The sequence below is a fragment of the Mariniluteicoccus endophyticus genome (genome assembly GCF_054780035.1).
Map to the genome: position 1 here is coordinate 1 of NZ_BAAGXC010000019.1, position 15,857 is coordinate 15,857.

The 15,857-nt window shown below is 69.3% G+C and carries 14 protein-coding genes, 1 tRNA gene and 1 pseudogene; 8 read left to right on the forward strand and 8 right to left on the reverse strand.

What is annotated here, in order from left to right; all coding sequences use genetic code 11:
• Window positions 1–77 precede the first annotated feature (77 nt).
• The 4 genes from ACYVGD_RS08925 to ACYVGD_RS08940 all read left to right on the forward strand — a co-directional run bounded on the left by ACYVGD_RS08925 (window position 78) and on the right by ACYVGD_RS08940 (window position 2,344).
• On the forward strand, window positions 78–458 hold the full coding sequence (locus ACYVGD_RS08925) for an LGFP repeat-containing protein (RefSeq protein WP_460743064.1): 381 nt from the start codon (window positions 78–80) through the stop codon (window positions 456–458).
• The gene (locus ACYVGD_RS08930) at window positions 368–859 is read left to right on the forward strand and encodes an LGFP repeat-containing protein (RefSeq protein WP_460743066.1); all 492 of its coding nucleotides are present in this window, start codon (window positions 368–370) and stop codon (window positions 857–859) included. The genes ACYVGD_RS08925 and ACYVGD_RS08930 overlap by 91 nt, the downstream gene beginning before the upstream one ends.
• Before the next feature lie 172 nt (window positions 860–1,031).
• A complete protein-coding gene (locus ACYVGD_RS08935; protein ID WP_460742980.1) occupies window positions 1,032–1,706 on the forward strand; it encodes a DUF2271 domain-containing protein in 675 nt (224 codons plus the stop codon).
• The gene (locus ACYVGD_RS08940) at window positions 1,706–2,344 is read left to right on the forward strand and encodes a PepSY-associated TM helix domain-containing protein (RefSeq protein WP_460742982.1); all 639 of its coding nucleotides are present in this window, start codon (window positions 1,706–1,708) and stop codon (window positions 2,342–2,344) included. The genes ACYVGD_RS08935 and ACYVGD_RS08940 overlap by 1 nt, the downstream gene beginning before the upstream one ends.
• Here ACYVGD_RS08940 and ACYVGD_RS08945 read toward each other — a convergent pair.
• Window positions 2,328–3,812 carry a phytoene desaturase family protein gene (locus tag ACYVGD_RS08945; protein WP_460742984.1) on the reverse strand — a complete coding sequence of 495 codons (1,485 nt, stop codon included), beginning with the start codon at window positions 3,810–3,812 and terminating at the stop codon, window positions 2,328–2,330. The genes ACYVGD_RS08940 and ACYVGD_RS08945 overlap by 17 nt on opposite strands.
• Before the next feature lie 100 nt (window positions 3,813–3,912).
• Here ACYVGD_RS08945 and ACYVGD_RS08950 point away from each other — a divergent pair, with 100 nt between their 5' ends.
• Entirely contained in the window at window positions 3,913–4,926 is a 1,014-nt protein-coding gene (locus ACYVGD_RS08950) for a hypothetical protein (protein ID WP_460742986.1), read from the forward strand.
• Here ACYVGD_RS08950 and ACYVGD_RS08955 read toward each other — a convergent pair.
• The 3 genes from ACYVGD_RS08955 to ACYVGD_RS08965 are packed head-to-tail and all read right to left on the reverse strand — an operon-like array spanning window position 4,916 to window position 10,798.
• A complete protein-coding gene (locus ACYVGD_RS08955) occupies window positions 4,916–5,818 on the reverse strand; it encodes an FAD:protein FMN transferase (RefSeq protein WP_460742988.1) in 903 nt (300 codons plus the stop codon). The two genes, ACYVGD_RS08950 and ACYVGD_RS08955, sit on opposite strands and share 11 nt — an antisense overlap.
• The gene (locus ACYVGD_RS08960; RefSeq protein WP_460742990.1) at window positions 5,806–8,463 is read right to left on the reverse strand and encodes a glycosyltransferase family 87 protein; all 2,658 of its coding nucleotides are present in this window, start codon (window positions 8,461–8,463) and stop codon (window positions 5,806–5,808) included. Before ACYVGD_RS08960 ends, ACYVGD_RS08955 begins: the two co-directional genes overlap by 13 nt.
• A gap of 31 nt (window positions 8,464–8,494) precedes the next feature.
• Complete coding sequence (locus ACYVGD_RS08965) at window positions 8,495–10,798, reverse strand: transglycosylase domain-containing protein (protein ID WP_460742992.1); 2,304 nt, start codon at window positions 10,796–10,798, stop codon at window positions 8,495–8,497.
• Between the two features lie 179 nt (window positions 10,799–10,977).
• Here ACYVGD_RS08965 and ACYVGD_RS08970 point away from each other — a divergent pair, with 179 nt between their 5' ends.
• The 3 genes from ACYVGD_RS08970 to ACYVGD_RS08980 all read left to right on the forward strand — a co-directional run bounded on the left by ACYVGD_RS08970 (window position 10,978) and on the right by ACYVGD_RS08980 (window position 13,111).
• Window positions 10,978–12,042 (forward strand): DUF805 domain-containing protein, encoded by a 1,065-nt coding sequence (locus tag ACYVGD_RS08970; RefSeq protein WP_460742994.1) that lies wholly within the window; start codon window positions 10,978–10,980, stop codon window positions 12,040–12,042.
• Window positions 12,043–12,593: 551 nt separating this feature from the next.
• Window positions 12,594–12,666, forward strand: a tRNA-Ala gene (locus ACYVGD_RS08975).
• A gap of 31 nt (window positions 12,667–12,697) precedes the next feature.
• Window positions 12,698–13,111 (forward strand): hypothetical protein, encoded by a 414-nt coding sequence (locus ACYVGD_RS08980; RefSeq protein WP_460742996.1) that lies wholly within the window; start codon window positions 12,698–12,700, stop codon window positions 13,109–13,111.
• Window positions 13,112–13,417: 306 nt separating this feature from the next.
• On the opposite strand, the pseudogene ACYVGD_RS08985 reads toward ACYVGD_RS08980, so the two are convergent.
• The 4 genes and pseudogenes from ACYVGD_RS08985 to ACYVGD_RS09000 all read right to left on the reverse strand — a co-directional run.
• A pseudogene (locus ACYVGD_RS08985) lies at window positions 13,418–14,335 on the reverse strand (recombinase family protein); the annotation flags it as partial.
• Window positions 14,336–14,501: 166 nt separating this feature from the next.
• Window positions 14,502–14,711: a hypothetical protein gene (locus ACYVGD_RS08990; RefSeq protein ID WP_460742998.1), complete on the reverse strand. Its 210-nt coding sequence runs from the start codon at window positions 14,709–14,711 to the stop codon at window positions 14,502–14,504.
• 6 nt (window positions 14,712–14,717) lie between these two features.
• On the reverse strand, window positions 14,718–15,287 hold the full coding sequence (locus ACYVGD_RS08995) for a hypothetical protein (RefSeq protein WP_460743000.1): 570 nt from the start codon (window positions 15,285–15,287) through the stop codon (window positions 14,718–14,720).
• A 15-nt stretch (window positions 15,288–15,302) separates the two neighbouring features.
• Window positions 15,303–15,797, reverse strand: a complete 495-nt coding sequence (locus ACYVGD_RS09000) for a single-stranded DNA-binding protein (RefSeq protein WP_460743002.1) — start codon at window positions 15,795–15,797, stop codon at window positions 15,303–15,305.
• Between the last annotated feature and the right edge of the window lie 60 nt (window positions 15,798–15,857).

Genomic DNA, 15,857 nt, shown 5'->3' on the forward strand with positions numbered 1-15,857 from the left:
CAACTACATCGCCCGATGCCTACTCGAGACCGGCGGATTCAGAACCTACCCTGCTTTGGGATGAGCCAGATAACACGATGGATGCACCAGATTCTCGGCGAATCGCTTGGAAGGGACTTCAATCGAGGTTCGCCATCGGCGCCGCCTTCCTGACTTCCTCCATTCTCGCGCTCGGTGTCGTTCCGGCACACGCCTCGGTAGATCTCACATGCGGGCTGAGGGCATCCGGGTGCTACGGGCACAATGGCGGCACCTCCATCTACGTCGGCCCTGTCGGAACCTATAAGGTGCGAGGCGCCATACGAGACCACTGGGGCGCTCGCGGCTGGGAGAACAGTTCGCTTGGATTCCCGTACAGCAACGAGTTCTGCGGGCTTCGTTCGGGGGTTGTGGCACCCGGTTCGAGCGGGGTGAATCAATCATGTACTGGAGTCCACAGACGCCTGCCAGCTTCGTGAGAGGTCTGATCGGACAGAAGTTCGCATCGCTGGGCTGGGAGCGCAGTCACCTTGGCTATCCAACCGGAGACGAGTTCTGTGGCCTCACCCGCGGAGGATGTGGAAATCACTTCCAAGGTGGAAGCATATATTGGTCCTCCTCGACCGGCGCCCATATCTCGCAAGGACTGATCCGCGACAGGTGGGGTCAATTGGGGTGGGAGAACGGAATATTGGGGTACCCCCGGACGGATGAATACACCAAGGACGGCACCATCTTTCAAGAGTTTGAGGGTGGATGGCTGGCCTGGAGCGGCGGCGATGTGTATGGCGAACCGTGGATGGATACCCGCGTCTCGTCGCGTCTCGGCACTGCCACTACCGAACAGGTGGCTAAGGCACGTAACGCCGTCGGCGGCTGACACGACCAGGGGGAGCGATCTCAGTCTTGAGTTCGAGGCCCCCGTCACGACGGCCCAGACGTCGATCAGTCTCGGTCCATCGTAGGCTCGCATCGCACGCACAAGCGAGGCACAGGAAACGCACAGGGGGCGTTCCTAGTTTCGAGTCATCACCTCGAGCCATGGAGCCCCGATGAACGAACAGTCCCGTTTCAACCTCGTCAGCCGCCGCCGCATGCTGGCCCTCGCCGCGTTCGGCGCCGTCGGCGCGGTCGTCGGCTGCAGCAACACCGACAGCACCGCGCTGTCGACCCCGAGCTCGGGGGCGACCACCGGCTCGAACCCGTCCACGCCGTCGGCCACGGCCAGCCAGTCGTCGTCGGCGAAGGCCACCGCAGGGACGGGCGGCACCCAGCTGCCCGCCTCGGCGAAGGCGGCGATCTCGTTCACGTTCGCGGCGTCGTCGTCGGGCGGCGGCGGCCGTGGCGGGGTGAAGAACCCCTACATCGCCGTGTGGGTGGAGGACGCCAACGGTGCGCTCGTGAAGGCCATCGCCGTCTGGTACGAGCAGGGCAAGGGCGAGCGCTGGCTGCCCGACCTCAAGCGTTGGGCGTCGGTGTCGGACAGCTCGACGACCGCGACGGGTGCCACCCGCCAGGCGGGCTCCTACAACCTGCAGTGGGACGGCACGAACGACGCGTTGACGCGGGTCGCCGCCGGTGACTACTACCTCTGCCTCGAGGGCGCCCGCGAGCACGGCCAGTACGAGCTGATCCGCGAGAAGGTCACCTTCGGCACGTCCGCGTTCGACAAGCAGCTGCCCGCCAGCGGTGAGCTCACCGCGGCCTCGCTGCGGTACACCGTCTGATGACCGCCACGGCCGCCCCCGCGCGCGCGACCACGCGTACGCCACGGAAGAAGAACCTGCTGTCGCAGAAGGCGATCCGCCAGATCCACCTGTGGACGTCGATGGTGAGCCTGGTCGTGGTGCTGTTCTTCGGCGTCACCGGCATCACGCTCAACCACCAGGAGTGGACGTTCGGCACGCAGCCGGTGCGTACGCAGGTCACGGGCACGCTGCCCGCGACGTTCAAGAACTCGTCGGGCCAGGTCGACTTCTTGGCCGTGGCGACGGCGATCCGCGGCCAGCAGGACGTGCGCGGCGAAGTGACCGACCACTCCGAGCAGAACGGGCAGGGCACCATCACGTGGCAGGGCGCGGGCTATGTCGCCGACGTGCAGTTCGACGAGGCCACCGGCGAGTACACGTTCACGTCGACCACCGACGGCTGGGTCGCGGTCATCAACGACCTCCACAAGGGCCGCCACACCGGCACCGCGTGGAAGTGGGTCATCGACGCCTCCGCGGTGCTGCTGGTCGCCGTCGCCGCGACGGGCCTGACCATCACGTTCCTGATCCGTACGCGGGAGAAGCCGCGCGGCCTGATCCTCGCCGGCATCGGCGGCGTGCTGACCCTGATCGGGATCGTCATCTCCCTGAGGTGAGCCAGGCCAGGGCCGCCTCGGCCGCGCGTACGCCACACATGCCGTGGACGCCGGCCCCCGGCGGGGTCGACGCCGAGCACAGGTAGACCCCCGGCACGCCCGTCGCGTACGGGTCGAGCGCGGGCCGGGGCCGCAGCAGCAGCTGGGTGCCAGACGCGGCGCCGGCGCCGATGTCGCCGCCGACGTAGTTGGCGTTCTGGCGCTCAAGGTCGGCCGGGCCGGCGACGTGGCGGGCGACGACGCGCTCGGTGAACCCGGGTGCGAAGCGTTCGATGCGCGCCATGACGAGGTCGGCGGCCTCACCGGGCCAGCGGGCCGGCACGTGCGCGTACGCCCACACCGGATGGACGTCGCCCACCGAGCGGCCGGGGTCGGCGAGGTACTGCTGCGCGACGAGCATGAACGGCTCCTTCGGCATGCGACCGGCGACGACGTCCTGCTCGGCCGCGGCGATCTGGTCGAGGGTGCCGCCGACGTGGACCGTGCCGGCGCGGCGGGCGGGCTCGTACGCCCACGGCACGCCACCGCGCACCGCCAGGTCGACCTTGTACGCCGCTGCTCCGTGCCGGAACCGGCGGTACGCCTTCGCCACGCGTGCCGGCTGCTCGTCGCCGAGGATCCGGGCCGCCGCCGACGGGCTGGTGTCGAGCATGACGATGTCGGCGCGTGCGTCGTTGAGGCTGCGGACCTCGATGCCGCTGGCGACGATCCCGCCGAGCTCTCCGAGGCGGCGGACGAGCGCGTCGGTGATGGCCTGCGATCCGCCCACGGCGACGGGCCAGCCGCCCGCGTGGCCGGCGGCGGCGATGAGCAGGCCGGGGGCGCTCGAGAACGGCGCACGCAGTGACCCGACGGCGTGCGCGGCGATCCCGCCCCACAGCGCGCGGGCCTCCGGCGTACGCCAGCGGCGGGCCAGCACGGTCGCGGGCAGCATCGCCGACGCGCCGAACCGGGTCATGGTGAGCGGTCTGCGGGGTACGCCGACCACGGGCCGGTAGACGTCGGCGGCGACCGCGTCGAAATCCTTGGCCAGCGGCCCGAACAGCCGCTGCCACGACGGCCCGTCGAGGCCCAGTCCAGCGGCGGTCCGGGGGACGTCGCGCACCAGGGACGCCCCACCGTCGTCGAGGACGTGGGCGAGGTCGACCTCGGGGTGGGCCCACGCGATGCCGGTGAGTCCGAGCGCGCCGCCCGGCCGGAACGCCGGCGACGTCACGCCGGTCGGGTGGACCGCCGAGCAGGTGTCGTGGACCAGGCCGGGGACGGTCAGCTCCGCCGAGCGCGCGCCGCCACCGGGGGTGTCGGCGGCCTCGAGTACGCACACCCGCAGCCCGGCCTGCGCCAGCGTGATGCCGGCGGCCAGACCGTTGGGTCCGCTGCCGACGACGACTGCCTCGCGCTCTGCCATGCACACCATTGTCCGCATATGCGGGGCACACCTCGCATGACAAAGCACACGTCTCCACATGCGGCGGAGCTCCTCTTCGACGCTCCGGTGTGCGGTTTGTCATGCCGATCGGGGACATCCGTCATGACCGGGGTGGACGTCCGGGCGGCAGGCTTGGCCCATGTCCACCTCATACACCACGGTTGTCCGCCGCCTTCCCGTCGCCCGTCTCGGCTGGGCGGCGCACTACCTGCTGCGCGTCGGCCTGGCGCTGTTCCTGTTCGTCTACGGCTGGTCGAAGGTCTTCCTCATCCAGATGGGTCAGCCCGACTTCGGCGACGCGCTGGTCACCCACGGCGAGATGAGCCCGATGGGCCTGCTGTGGCGATGGATGGGCTATTCCCCGGCGGTCCAATTCCTCGCGGGTGCCGCGGAGGTCCTCGCGGGCACCCTGATGATGTGGCGGCGCACCGCCGGCATCGGCGCGCTCCTCGGCGCCCTCGACATGGGCATCGTCTTCGGGATGAACCTCGCGTACGACGTGCCGGTCAAGCAGCTCTCGCTCGCCCTCACCGTCGGCTGCGTGGTCGTCCTCCTGCCGTACGCGGCCCGCTACCTGCACGCGCTGCTCACCCCGGCGCCGCTGCCGCAGGGTGTGGTGCCGACGGTCTTCGACGGCCGGGTGGGCCGGGTCACCGACGTGCTGGCGGTGCTGGCGGCGGTCGGCCTGACGGCGGCCACGGGCATCGTCTGGTGGACACAGATCGGCAGCCGGGCCCCGGTGTCGACGACGACCGCGCTGACCGGCGTCCACCGCGTCGTCGAGGACACGGCGACCCCGGCCGCGCAGCTCACGAACGACACCCGCTGGCAGCAGGTGTCGTTCGGGCAGTGGCGCGGCGCCCGCGGGTTCCGCATGGCCGTGCGCCAGGCCAACGGCGACCTGCGGCTGGGCACCTATCGGATCACTGGTCCGAGCACGGTGCAGGTCGCCCTCACCCCGCCCCAGAAGGGCGACGTGCCGGTGAACCGGCCCGCGGCCGACACATGGGACCTCACGTTCGAGCCCCAGCCCGACGGATCGGTACGCCTGCGCGGCGCCGGTCAGGACCTGCGGATCCAGCCCGACCGGGAGGGCCGCTACCTGTTCGACCGCGAGTTCTCCTGGGCGCCGCGGATGCCCGTCAACCGCTGAGCCACCGCCAGGCGGGCGAGGCCAGGGTCGAGCCGTCCGGGCGTACGCGCAGCCAGGCGAGGTCGGTGACGGCCGCCGCCTCGACGTCACCCACGACGCCCAACCAGGTCGCGGCGGCGTCCGCCTCCGCGCATGTGTCGGCCAGGACGGCAACAGAGGCGACGTGCTCGACGGGCCGGGCGGTGCGCGGGTCGACGACGTGGCCGAACCACGTCTCCCCCACCCGGAACCCCCGCCGGGCGAGGCCCGAGGACGCGAGCGCGGCCCCACGCAGCCGGACGGCGCCCAGCGGTGCGGCGTTGTCGAACGGGTTGTTGGGGTCCTCGACGGAGACGGCTGTCTCACCTCCACCACCGTGGGCGAGGTCGCCGCCGGCGTTGACCACCGCACCCGCGAGACCGTCGACGCCCAGCGCGGCTTCGAGCGCCCGGTCGACGATCCACCCCTTCGCCAACGCATTCACGTCGATGCCCGAGCAGTCGCCGGTGACGACCACGCGCCCGCCGTCGACCCGGTAGGGCAGGCTGTCGAGCGCCAGTGCGTCGAGCTCGGCGGCGGACGGTTCCACGCCCTCGGCCTCGGCGCGGCGCCAGCGGTCGACGACCACGCCCACGCCCGGGTGGTACGCGCCACCCGACCGCCGGTGCCAGTCGGCGCACAGCGCCAAGACGGCGGTCAGCTCCGGCCCCGGGTCCACCTCTCCGCGGCGCCACCGGCAGATCTCCGAGCCGGGGTCGTACGTCGACAGCAGCGGGGTGAGCCGCTCGATCTCGGCGACGGCCGCCGCGTACGCGTCCTCGGCGACGGCCTCGGAGCCGGCGTACGCCTGGATCTCGACGACCGTGCCCATGAGCGGTTGGAAGACCGCGGTGTGCCAGCTCAGCTGGACCACTGGCCGAGGTAGAACGTCTTCGCCCACCACAGGCCCACGCAGACGGTCGTCACGAGCCAGGCGATGAGCGCCAACCCCTTCACGGCACGTGTCGACTCACGCAGCGGGCGACGGGCAATGGCCTCGGCGGCGATCAGCCACACCGGGAACCACAGCAGCACGGCGCGGTTGACCGAGAACAGCCAGTAGGACGTCGAGAACGCGAGCACCTGGACGGCGATCCACGCGGCCTCGGCCCACATGCGGCGGGCCAGCAGCCAGCCGGTGGCGAGCAGGCCGACGACGAACGAGATGACCTCGAAGCGGAAGATGATCGCCCAGCCGGGGTGGTCGGCGTAGCCGCCGGGCTTCACCACGGGCCAGGTGTTCATGATGGACTGCCACGGCCACGTCCAGCCGCGCGACCAGCCCGCCTGCTGGGCCTCGTTCCAGGCGTTCCACGAGCCGGTCAGCGAGTGGAGATAGACCATGTACGCGGCGATCACGCCCAGCGGCAGCAGCAGCCACACGCCGCGCTTCAGCCATCCCACCGCACGATCGCCGATCGTCTGGTCGTCGTCGACCGGCCAGGTGAGCACCATGATGCCGAGGGCGAAGACGAGGAACAGGCCGGAGACGCGGATCGAGGCGGCGCCGGCGGCCATGACCCCGGCGAGCGCCCAGCGGTCCTCGCGGGCGCGTACCCACGCCCAGAACGCGAACGCGCAGAACAGCGCCTCGGTGTAGGGGACGAACGTGAACACCATCGTGGGGGCGACGAGCCACAGCGCGGCGGCCCAGAACCCGCCCAGGCGATAGAGGGCCCAGGCGGCGAAGCCCGACGCGACGAGCGAGACGAGCATGCCGCCGGCGACGGCCGGGATGCCGACCTTGGTGAACACCCACAGCACCATCGGCAGGCCAGGGAAGAACGCCATGCGCTTGGTGTCGTCCAGGTAGCTCTTCTCGGCGATGGCGACGTAGTGCTCGACGTCCCAGTTGGAGAAGATCTGCAGGAAGGTCTTGTCGGCGGTCGTCGCGATCACCACCACCGCCACCACCAGCAGCGCGAGCCGCGAGACGAGCCAGACGCCGCCGACCCAGCGCAGGCCCGCGGCGTCCGCGCGGCCGATGTCATCGAGGCCGGGGCTCACCACACCGGGCAGCTGGCGCCGGGGCACGACGTGCAGGTCGCCGCCGAGGAACGCGAGCACGCGGCCGCGCAGGGCCGTGGCCCAGGAGGTGTCGGAGGCACCGTCGAGGGGGCCGCCATGGGGGTCGTCGACGTACGCGGCGGCGGGCAGCACCTGCGTACGCACGACGTCGCGGCTCGGGTCGACAATGTCGCGGGCGACCTGGACGAACAGGTAGAGCTCCGTGCCCAGGCGCAGCAGCGTGGCCAGCTGGTAGAGGTTGTCCTGGCCGCTGGGGTTCTGCAGCAGGCTGCCGAGGTGGGCCCAGATCGCCATGAAGTAGACGACCTCGCCGAACGTCCAGATCGCCCAGTCGCGCCAGCGGGGACGGGCCATGGCGAGGAACGGCAGGGCCCACAGCACGTACTGCGGCGAGTAGACCTTGTTGGTCAGGAAGAACGCCAGAAGCAGCAGGAGCATCACCGCGCCGATGCGCGGGCGCTGCGGGGCGAGGACGACCAGCAGCGCCACGACGAGGCAGCCCAGCGCGAACGATCCTGTCGACCACAGGTTCAGGTCGGTCATCGGGGCGCCGTTGAGCACGCCGAGGTACCAGATCGAGCCGAAGTCGCCGGCGCGGTCGGAGTTGAACGTCCAGAACGCCTTCCAGGCGGCGGGGGCGCCGATCATCACCGGCAGGTTCGCCAGCGCCCACGCGAGCAGGAAGCCGCCGAGCGTGGAGAGGAACTGGCGTACCTTCCCCGAGCGCAGGCACAGCAGGAGCAGCGGCCCGAGGAGGAAACCGGCGTACAGCTTGGCGGCCATCGACAGGCCGAGCGCGACGCCTGCGAGTGCGGGTCGGCCGCGTGCCCAGAGCATGAACCCGACCGCGGTGAGGGCGATGGGCAGCATGTCCCAGTTGATGAGGCCGGTGAGGAAGACCGACGGGGACGCCACGAACATCAGCACGTCCCACTGGCGGCCGAGCGAGCCGCGCACGTGGGCCCAGATCGCCACGAGGAACAGCGCGAACAGCAGCACGACGTTGACCGCCATGAACATGTTCTGGGCGTCGACGAGCTGCTGGGAGTCCAGGCCGGGGCCCTGCGGGGCGCCGAGGAGCTTGGCGATGCGGCGGGCCAGGTCCATGAGGTAGCCGGTGCCGACCGGGTACTCGAGGACCTCGTAGCTGCCGCTGTCGAAGTAGGGGACGTTGCCGTCGGCCAGCCCACGCCCCGGGTAGAGCGGGACGATGTCGGTGTAGCACTGCAGGGAGTAGGGATCCTTGCCCTTGTCCCACGACACCTGGCGGCACGGCAGGTAGCGGATCCATGCGACGAGCCACGACAGCGTGCCGATGACGAGCGCGACGATCGTCGGGTTCCACCACCGCGAGAGTGTGGTGCCGGCGTGGCGGCCGGGGAGCCCGCCGACGAGACGGGTCGCCATGCGGGCGAGCGGCTCGGCCGGGGTCGCCAGCGCGGCCCGTGGCCGCGTCGACGGCGCGTCGGCCTGCGTCAGTTCAGTCGACACCTGTGGTGGCCCCCTTTCTGGCGGCCCCAGCCTAAGGGGTCGAGGGCACTGTTGCCGCCTGGCTGGAGGCGGCCCGCTGGGACGCCCCGCGGGAGGCCGGTGCACGGGAGGCCGGCGCCTGACTGGCCGGGGCCTGGGTCGGCGCCTGGGTGGTCGGCTGCGGAGCCGCCTCGGTGGGCGGTGCCTGGGTGGTCGGGGCGGGCGTCGCCGCGGGCGGCGGGGTCGCGGCCGTGGACGGCGCCGCAGTAGTCCTCGGGGCCACGGTCTGGTCGGGTGCCGACGTCTTCTTGGGGCGTACGCCCTTCGACTTGTTGCGGTTCACGAACGCGGGCGACTCGAACCTCAGGACCTTCTGGCCCTTCGTGGCGGTCTCCATGTAGTCGGTCCACGTCATCGTGGGGTACGTGCCGCCGAAGAAGGTGTTGTCGCCGGGGCGGGCGTACGGGTCGAGGTCGTCGGTGCCCTGGTCGCCCGCGACGTACATGACGGCGGTGGTGATCTGCTTGGTGTAGCCGACGAACCAGCTGGAGATGACGTCGTCGTCGCGGCCGGCCGTGCCGGTCTTGCCGGCCACGGGGCGGCCGAGCTCCTGGACGCGCGAGCCCGTGCCGGACTCCTGCGTCACCGACTGCAGCGCATAGGTGACGTCGCGCGCCAGGTCGGGCTCGAACGCCTGGGTGCCGGCGGTATCGGCCTTGTAGATGGACCGGCCCGAGGAGTCGAAGACCTCACGGACGACGTGCGGCGAGATGTGCTTGCCGAGGTTCGCGAACGTCGAGTACGCCCCGGCCATGCCCACGGGCGACACCTCCGCGATGCCGAGCGCGATGCGGGAGGTGTTGGTGTCCCAGCCGGGCCCGCGGGGCGCGCCTGCGTCCTGGGCGGCCTGGGCGACCTTCTCGGGTCCTGTCCGGTCGGTCTCGGTCTTCGAGCTCGACATCTGGACCGTCAGGTCGACGAACGCGGTGTTGATGGACTTGGCGGTCGCGTCGATGAGGTTGACGTTGCCGTACTGCTCGGAGAACTCGTTGCGGATCGGGACCTTGTCGCCCTTGGGCGTGAACGTGTCGCCCTCGAACGTGTCGTACAGGTCGAACCCGTCGCGCAGGCCGGCGGCGAGCGCGAACGTCTTGAACGTCGACGCGGTCTGACGCGGCGTCGTCGCCCAGTTGCGGGCGTTCTTGAGGTAGTCGGCGCCGCCGTAGAGGGCGATGACCTCGCCGTTGGCGTTGTCGACCGACGCGAGGCCGCCGTGCAGCTTCGCCGGGTCCTGCTTGCGTCGCGAGGCGGCCTGCTCGGTGTACTTCTGCACCGAGTCCACCGCCGCCTGCTGCGAGCGCGGGTCGAACGTGGTGACGATCTTCAGGCCGCCGCCGGAGATCTGGGCCTGGCTGAGCCCCTTCGCGGCGAGCTCGTTCTCGATCATCTTCATCAGGTAGCCGTTGGTGCCGGCGTACCTCTGGTTGAGCGGGACCTCGGGGAAGTCGGGCAGCTTCTGCGCGTACTCGGCCTGCTGGGCCGGGGTGATGGATCCCATCTCCGCCATGCCCGCGAGCACGTAGTGGTAGCGCTCCATGATGCGCTGCTGGTTGTCGGGCTGCGACGGGTCGAACGCGCTGGGGTTGTTCAGCACTGTCGCCAGGAACGCCGCCTGGGGCACGGTGAGCTGGGCGGCGTCGACGTTGAAGTACGCCTTGCTGGCCGCCTGGATGCCGTACGCGCCACGACCGAAGTAGATCGTGTTGAGGTAGCCCTCGAGGATGTCCTCCTTCGGCATCTCGCGTCCGATCTTCACCGCCAGGAAGAGCTCCTTCATCTTGCGGGTCATCGTGCGGTCGGAGGTGAGGTAGAGGATCTTGATGTACTGCTGGGTGATCGTCGAGCCGCCTTGCAGCTCGCCGCCGCGGGCGATCGTCCAGGCGGCGCGGACCATGCCGCTGACGGAGATGCCCCGGTCGCTCCAGAAGGTGCGGTTCTCGGCGGCGATGGTGGCGTCCTTGATGGCCTGCGGCATCTTCTCGTAGTCGATCGACTGGCGGTTCTGCGACGAGAAGTTGCCCATCTTCGTCGTCCCGTCGCGCCAGTAGACGAAGGACGTGTTGGCCTGGAATTCGGCGTTCGGGTCGGGCAGCTTCGTCTGGTTGTAGGCGAGGGCGATCGCCCCGGTGCCGAGCAGCAAGCTCAGGCACAGGCCGATGACACCGAACTTGAGGGCGCGTGTCAGCCACGCCCGCGTGCCGGTCTTCTTCGGCTTCGAGGCGGGCTTCTTGCCGGGCGTCTTCTTCTGGGCGCGCTCGGCGAGCTTTCCGTTCGCAGTCTTCTCGGATCCCGTCACGACGATCCAGCGTACGTGTCCGATCCTGTGAATCCGCGGAGAAAAGCGGTTCGGGGATGATCGTGGACCCAGGTCGCAGGCAGAATCTTGACGTCTGGCCCGTGGAACGACTGGCGAAGTGGCACCTTCGTACGGCAGGGTCGACCTCGCGAAGTTCAACGCCAGGAACGGAGACCACAGTGAGCACCAATAACTACGGCGGTTCGTCGCCCTACGGTGGCGGTGACCAGCAGGGTTACGGCCAGCAGGGCGGCTACGGTCAGCAGGGTGGCTACGGTCAGCCGTCCGCCAACGACCCCTACGGCCAGCAGTCCGAGGGCGGTTACGGCCAGCAGGGCGGCTACGGCCAACAGGGCGGCTACGGCCAGCCGTCCGCCAACGACCCCTACGGCCAGCAGTCCCAGGGCGGCTACGGCCAGCCCAGCGCCTCGGGCAATGACGCGTACGGCCAGGGCGCCAGCGCTTACGGCGGCCAGCAGGCCGGTGGCTACGGCCAGCCGTCCGCCAACGACGCGTACGGCCAGCAGACCGGCGGTTACGGCCAGCCCAGCGCCTCCGGCAACGACGCGTACGGCCAGCAGTCCCAGAGCGGCTACGGCCAGCCCAGCGCCTCCGGCAACGACGCGTACGGCCAGCAGACCGGCGGCTACGGCCAGTCGGCGACCAGCGACTACGGTCAGGGCTACGGTCAGGCCTCGTCGTCCGACCCCTACGGCTACGCCGGTCAGGGCGGCCAGGCCGCCTACGGCTACCAGGACCCGAACTCCGGCGGCATGGCGGCGTACGGCCAGGCCGGCTACGGCCAGGCTGCGGGCCCGCGTCCGCCGATGGGCTTCATGCAGGCGGTCAAGACCTACTTCGCCAACTACGTGAACTTCTACGGCCGCGCCGGCAAGGGCGAGTTCTGGTGGCCCCAACTGCTCAACCTGCTCGTCATGCTGGTCACCTACCTGCCCGGCTACGCGATGATGATGTCGGCCGCTGCCAGCGGTGAGGCCCCCGGCGGTCTCGCGACGCTGTTCCTCGGCCTGTACTCGATCTGGGCCCTGGCGACGCTGCTGCCGAACCTCGGCGTCACGGTCCGCCGTCTCCACGACACCGGCAAGTCCGGCTGGTGGTACTTCATCTCGCTGGTGCCGTTCATCGGCGGCATCTGGCTGCTGATCCTCCTGATCGGCGACTCCGACCCGTCGGGCTCGCGCTTCGACAACCCGGACGGCTCGCAGCCCAAGATCGCCCAGTGATCTCCCGCTGCCCCGGCTCAGAACGGCGTCGCCCTCGGGGCGGCGCCGTTCGTTCGTGTGAGATGCTCTTCGGACTCCGGCAGACGGCCCCCTGATGAGGCATCGTCTGGGGTGAGCGCACGGGACGGAGAGACCCATGACGAGCCCGCACACCTTTGGCCAGCAGAGCCCTTATGGCCAGAGCCAGCCCTCTGCCGACCCGTACACGCCCCAGCAGGGCTGGCAGCAGCCGGGCCAGCCCGGCGCGACGGTCCCCGGGATGCAGGGCATGCCACTCATGCGCCCGCCCATGGAGATAGGTCAGGCCTTCAGTGCGTTCTGGAAGAACTTCGCGGTGTTCAACGGCCGCGCCGGCAAGGGCGAGTTCTGGTGGACGGTGCTGATCGGGCTGGTACATGCTCGTGCCCATCATGAACATCGTCTGGGCGATCGAGGACTCGAACCCCGCCGGTGCGCGCTTCGACGCCCCCGACGGCTCGCAGCCAGCGGTCTGACGGTTTGCGGCGTACGCGCCGGTGACCTAGGCTGGATCACCGGCCGTACGCGGCCAAGGGGCTATGGCGCAATTGGTAGCGCACCTGCTTTGCAAGCAGGGGGTTAGGGGTTCGAGTCCCCTTAGCTCCACGTAATCGGAAATGTTCGAACCCTGCCCCGCGTGATCGCGGGGCAGGGTTTGTTCGTTGTGTGGGCTGGGATCGCTGGCGAGGATCGTGGCGATGGCCTGCTTGGGTGTGATGGTCGCGGTGTCGTCGTCTTCGAGGGTGATGCGGTCGAACAGTGCCTGGTTGAGCATCCGTCGTTCGGCTGGTTCGGCCTTGGCGTAGAGGTCTCCGAGGTCGGTGAGGATGGACAGGATCGTGTCGAGTCCCACCTTGGCTTTGTCGTAGGTCGTCGCCAGTTCGTCGAGCCGGGTGGTGATGGCGTGCAGGCTGGCGCGGATGCGGTCTTGCTCGGTCTTGAGCAGGTCGATGGTGATCGCGTCGGCGTAGTGGGCTTGCAGGAGCTTGACCTGTTCGGCTTCGAGCTTGGCCTTCTGCGTGATCAGGCTGGCGCGTTCGTCGCTGGATGATGCGGCGAGGGCGTCGAACACCTGCCACAGGACGTTCTTGATCCGGGCCGCGTCGTCGTCGGTGATGCTGATGCGCTGGTAGGCGGCTTCGATCCGGTCTTCGACGTGGCAGGCCAGGAGCGAGGTGCGGCGGCAGTCGTTCTTCTTGAGCCGGCGTCCGGTGCAGGTGAAGTAGTCGTAGGTGACGCCTTGGTGGTTGCGGGGGCGTTCGAACATGAGCCGTTTCCCGCAGGCGCAGTAGATCGTGCCTTTGAGGTAGTGGTCGTATTTCTGCGGCTTGTCGCCGACGAGGTAGTTCTGCCGCAGGATCGCCTGCACTTGCTCGAACGTCTCCGGGGTCACGAGCGGCTCATGTGTGCCGGGGTAGGTGACCTCTCGGAAGGTGACGATGCCCTGGTAGTACGGGTTGGTGAGGATCTTGTGCAGCAGCTTCGTCGTGACCGGCCGGGCGGGGAACGACGGCGTGGGCCGGGTTGCGAGGCCTCGGGTTTCCAGCTCCGTCGCCAGCGTCGCGAGGGAGTAGTTTCCGGTCGCATACCCAGTGAACGCATAGCGGATCAGGTCGGCCCGGTCGGGGTCGGTCTCGATGGTGCGGACCTCGTGCCCGAGCCCGTCGGTCGTGCGCACGTTGAGGTATCCGATAGGTGCCTTGTGCGGGGTGCCGCCGATCGTCGCTTTCTGCACGAGGCCCTTGGTGACCTCCTGCGCGAGGTTCAGCGAGTAGAACTCCGCGATCGAGGCCATGATGCCGTGCATGAGCATCCCGGACGGGGACTCGTCGATGTTCTCGGTGACGGACACGAGCGTGACACCGGCTTGGCGGAGCGTGGCATGGATGATCGCATCATCGAGCCGGTTACGGGCGATCCGGTCGACCTTGTTGATGATGCAGTACCGGACCGGGTTGTGCGCGAGGTAGTCCAGCATCTTCTGCAGCGCCTTGCGCTGCGCGGTCTTCGCGGACTCACCGGGTTCGATGAACTCCTTGACGATGACCGCACCAAGCTGATCGGCCTTCCGCGCCGCGGCCTCGCGCTGCGCGGGGATGGACAGGCCCTCTTCGAGCCCGTTACGGGTGGCCTGGTCCTTGGTGGAGACCCGCAGATAGGAGATCGCGGGGACCTTGCCGTCGGTCAGCGGCACGTCGGTCGTCTGGGCCAGCTGCCCAGCGAGAGAACGCAGGGCCTGCATGTCCAGGCTGGCCGGGAGGTTGAGGAGCGTCATGATCGTGACTGCCTTTCGGGCTCTCACTCACCCCGATGCATCGGGATGAGTGCGGGCGCCGTAGGGCTGTCACAAGAACGGGTGGGAAGGCCTGCCGAACCGCGACGGGTTCGGGCGACGGATGGGGTCGAACCGGTAGCGCCCGTGATGGGCGTACAAGTTGATTCTACCGTTCGGCGTTTAGCAGGTGCCGCAGGGAAGCACCGGCGCGGCCAGCGTCAGTGTTCGTGTCGGCGTGGCGCAGGGCGACGCGGATGAGGACTTCGGCGACCTTCTCAGCGTCGATGCGGTCCCGGTCGGTGAACACGACCCGCAGGTTCCGGTCCGCTGCCGGGCGTTGGGTCTTGCGTTGATAGTTGCGCACCATGATCATCACCGCCGGTCACTGCTCGTGGTCGGGGTAGTGCTCGTCGAGCCGGGAGTAGAAGGCGTCCTCGGCCGCTTGCTGGCGGGCGACTTGCTCGATCACGAACGCGACGAAGTCGGCGCGCCGGTCGATGATCGGCGTCTCCTCGACCGATGGTGCCGGAGGTTCGCCGGGCCATGCGGTCTGCCTGCTGGGCCGGTCGCGGTCGAGGCGGGTGCCGGCGGTGGCGACCCAATCGCGCAGACGGTCTCGGGTCGCGGCGAAGTCGCGGTGCCAGCCGTGCGGGGCGGAGGCATCCTGGTCAGGGTCGTAGGCGGCGAGCCAGTGCAGGTGCAGCGCGGACAGCTCCCATTGCAGCTCGGGGTGGCGGTGCCAGTACGGCGGGATCACCGACGCCGGGAGAGCGTAGGTGTGACGGAGCCATTCGACCCACCGGTTCAGGGCGAGCCATTCCTGTTCCAGGTCGTGCGCGAGCAGCAGATTCCAGTTCACCGGCCGCAACTGCTCAGGCACATCATCGCCCGGCCCAGCCGGGTCGAACCCGTCCGCATCCGGGGTCGGCCAGTCATCGTCGTGGGATGCCATATCGTTCACCAGCCCTCACAGCGTCCGGGCGGCACGGTCGCGGCTCGGCTGCTCAACGGCGGGACCATTGAATCCGGCTGAGCGGTTCTGCTCGGCCTGGCTGGCGAGCTGCGAGATACGGCGGGGCGTGTCGATCTCGTAGTTCATCCGGGCAATGTCGTGACCGAACCGGTTCGCGATGAACTCGACCTCTTCGACTCCCGTGGCCGGGTTGGTGTTCGGCTTGTCGTGTCCCAGCCCCATGAACCAGTCCAGCTTCGCGAGCTTCTGACTGCCGTGGATCGCGGCGCCCTTGAACGCGACGACATCATGGAACGTCGTCGGCAGCTTGGTCCGTGACCCATCGGGCCCATACCGGTAGTGCTCCTGCCCGGCCTTGAAGTACAGACGCGGCTTCCCGTCGTAGTACGTCAGCTTCGGCTCGGAGGCGACGAACCCATAGAACGCCTTCTCCATCTCCGGTGCCGGCGCCCCCTGGTCCGCTGGCTGATGCTGTGGCTGCGTGCTCATGGTTCCTGCTCCCTTGGTGCCGGGGCCGCATCAGACGTGCGGCCGCTGTGGCAGGCAGGT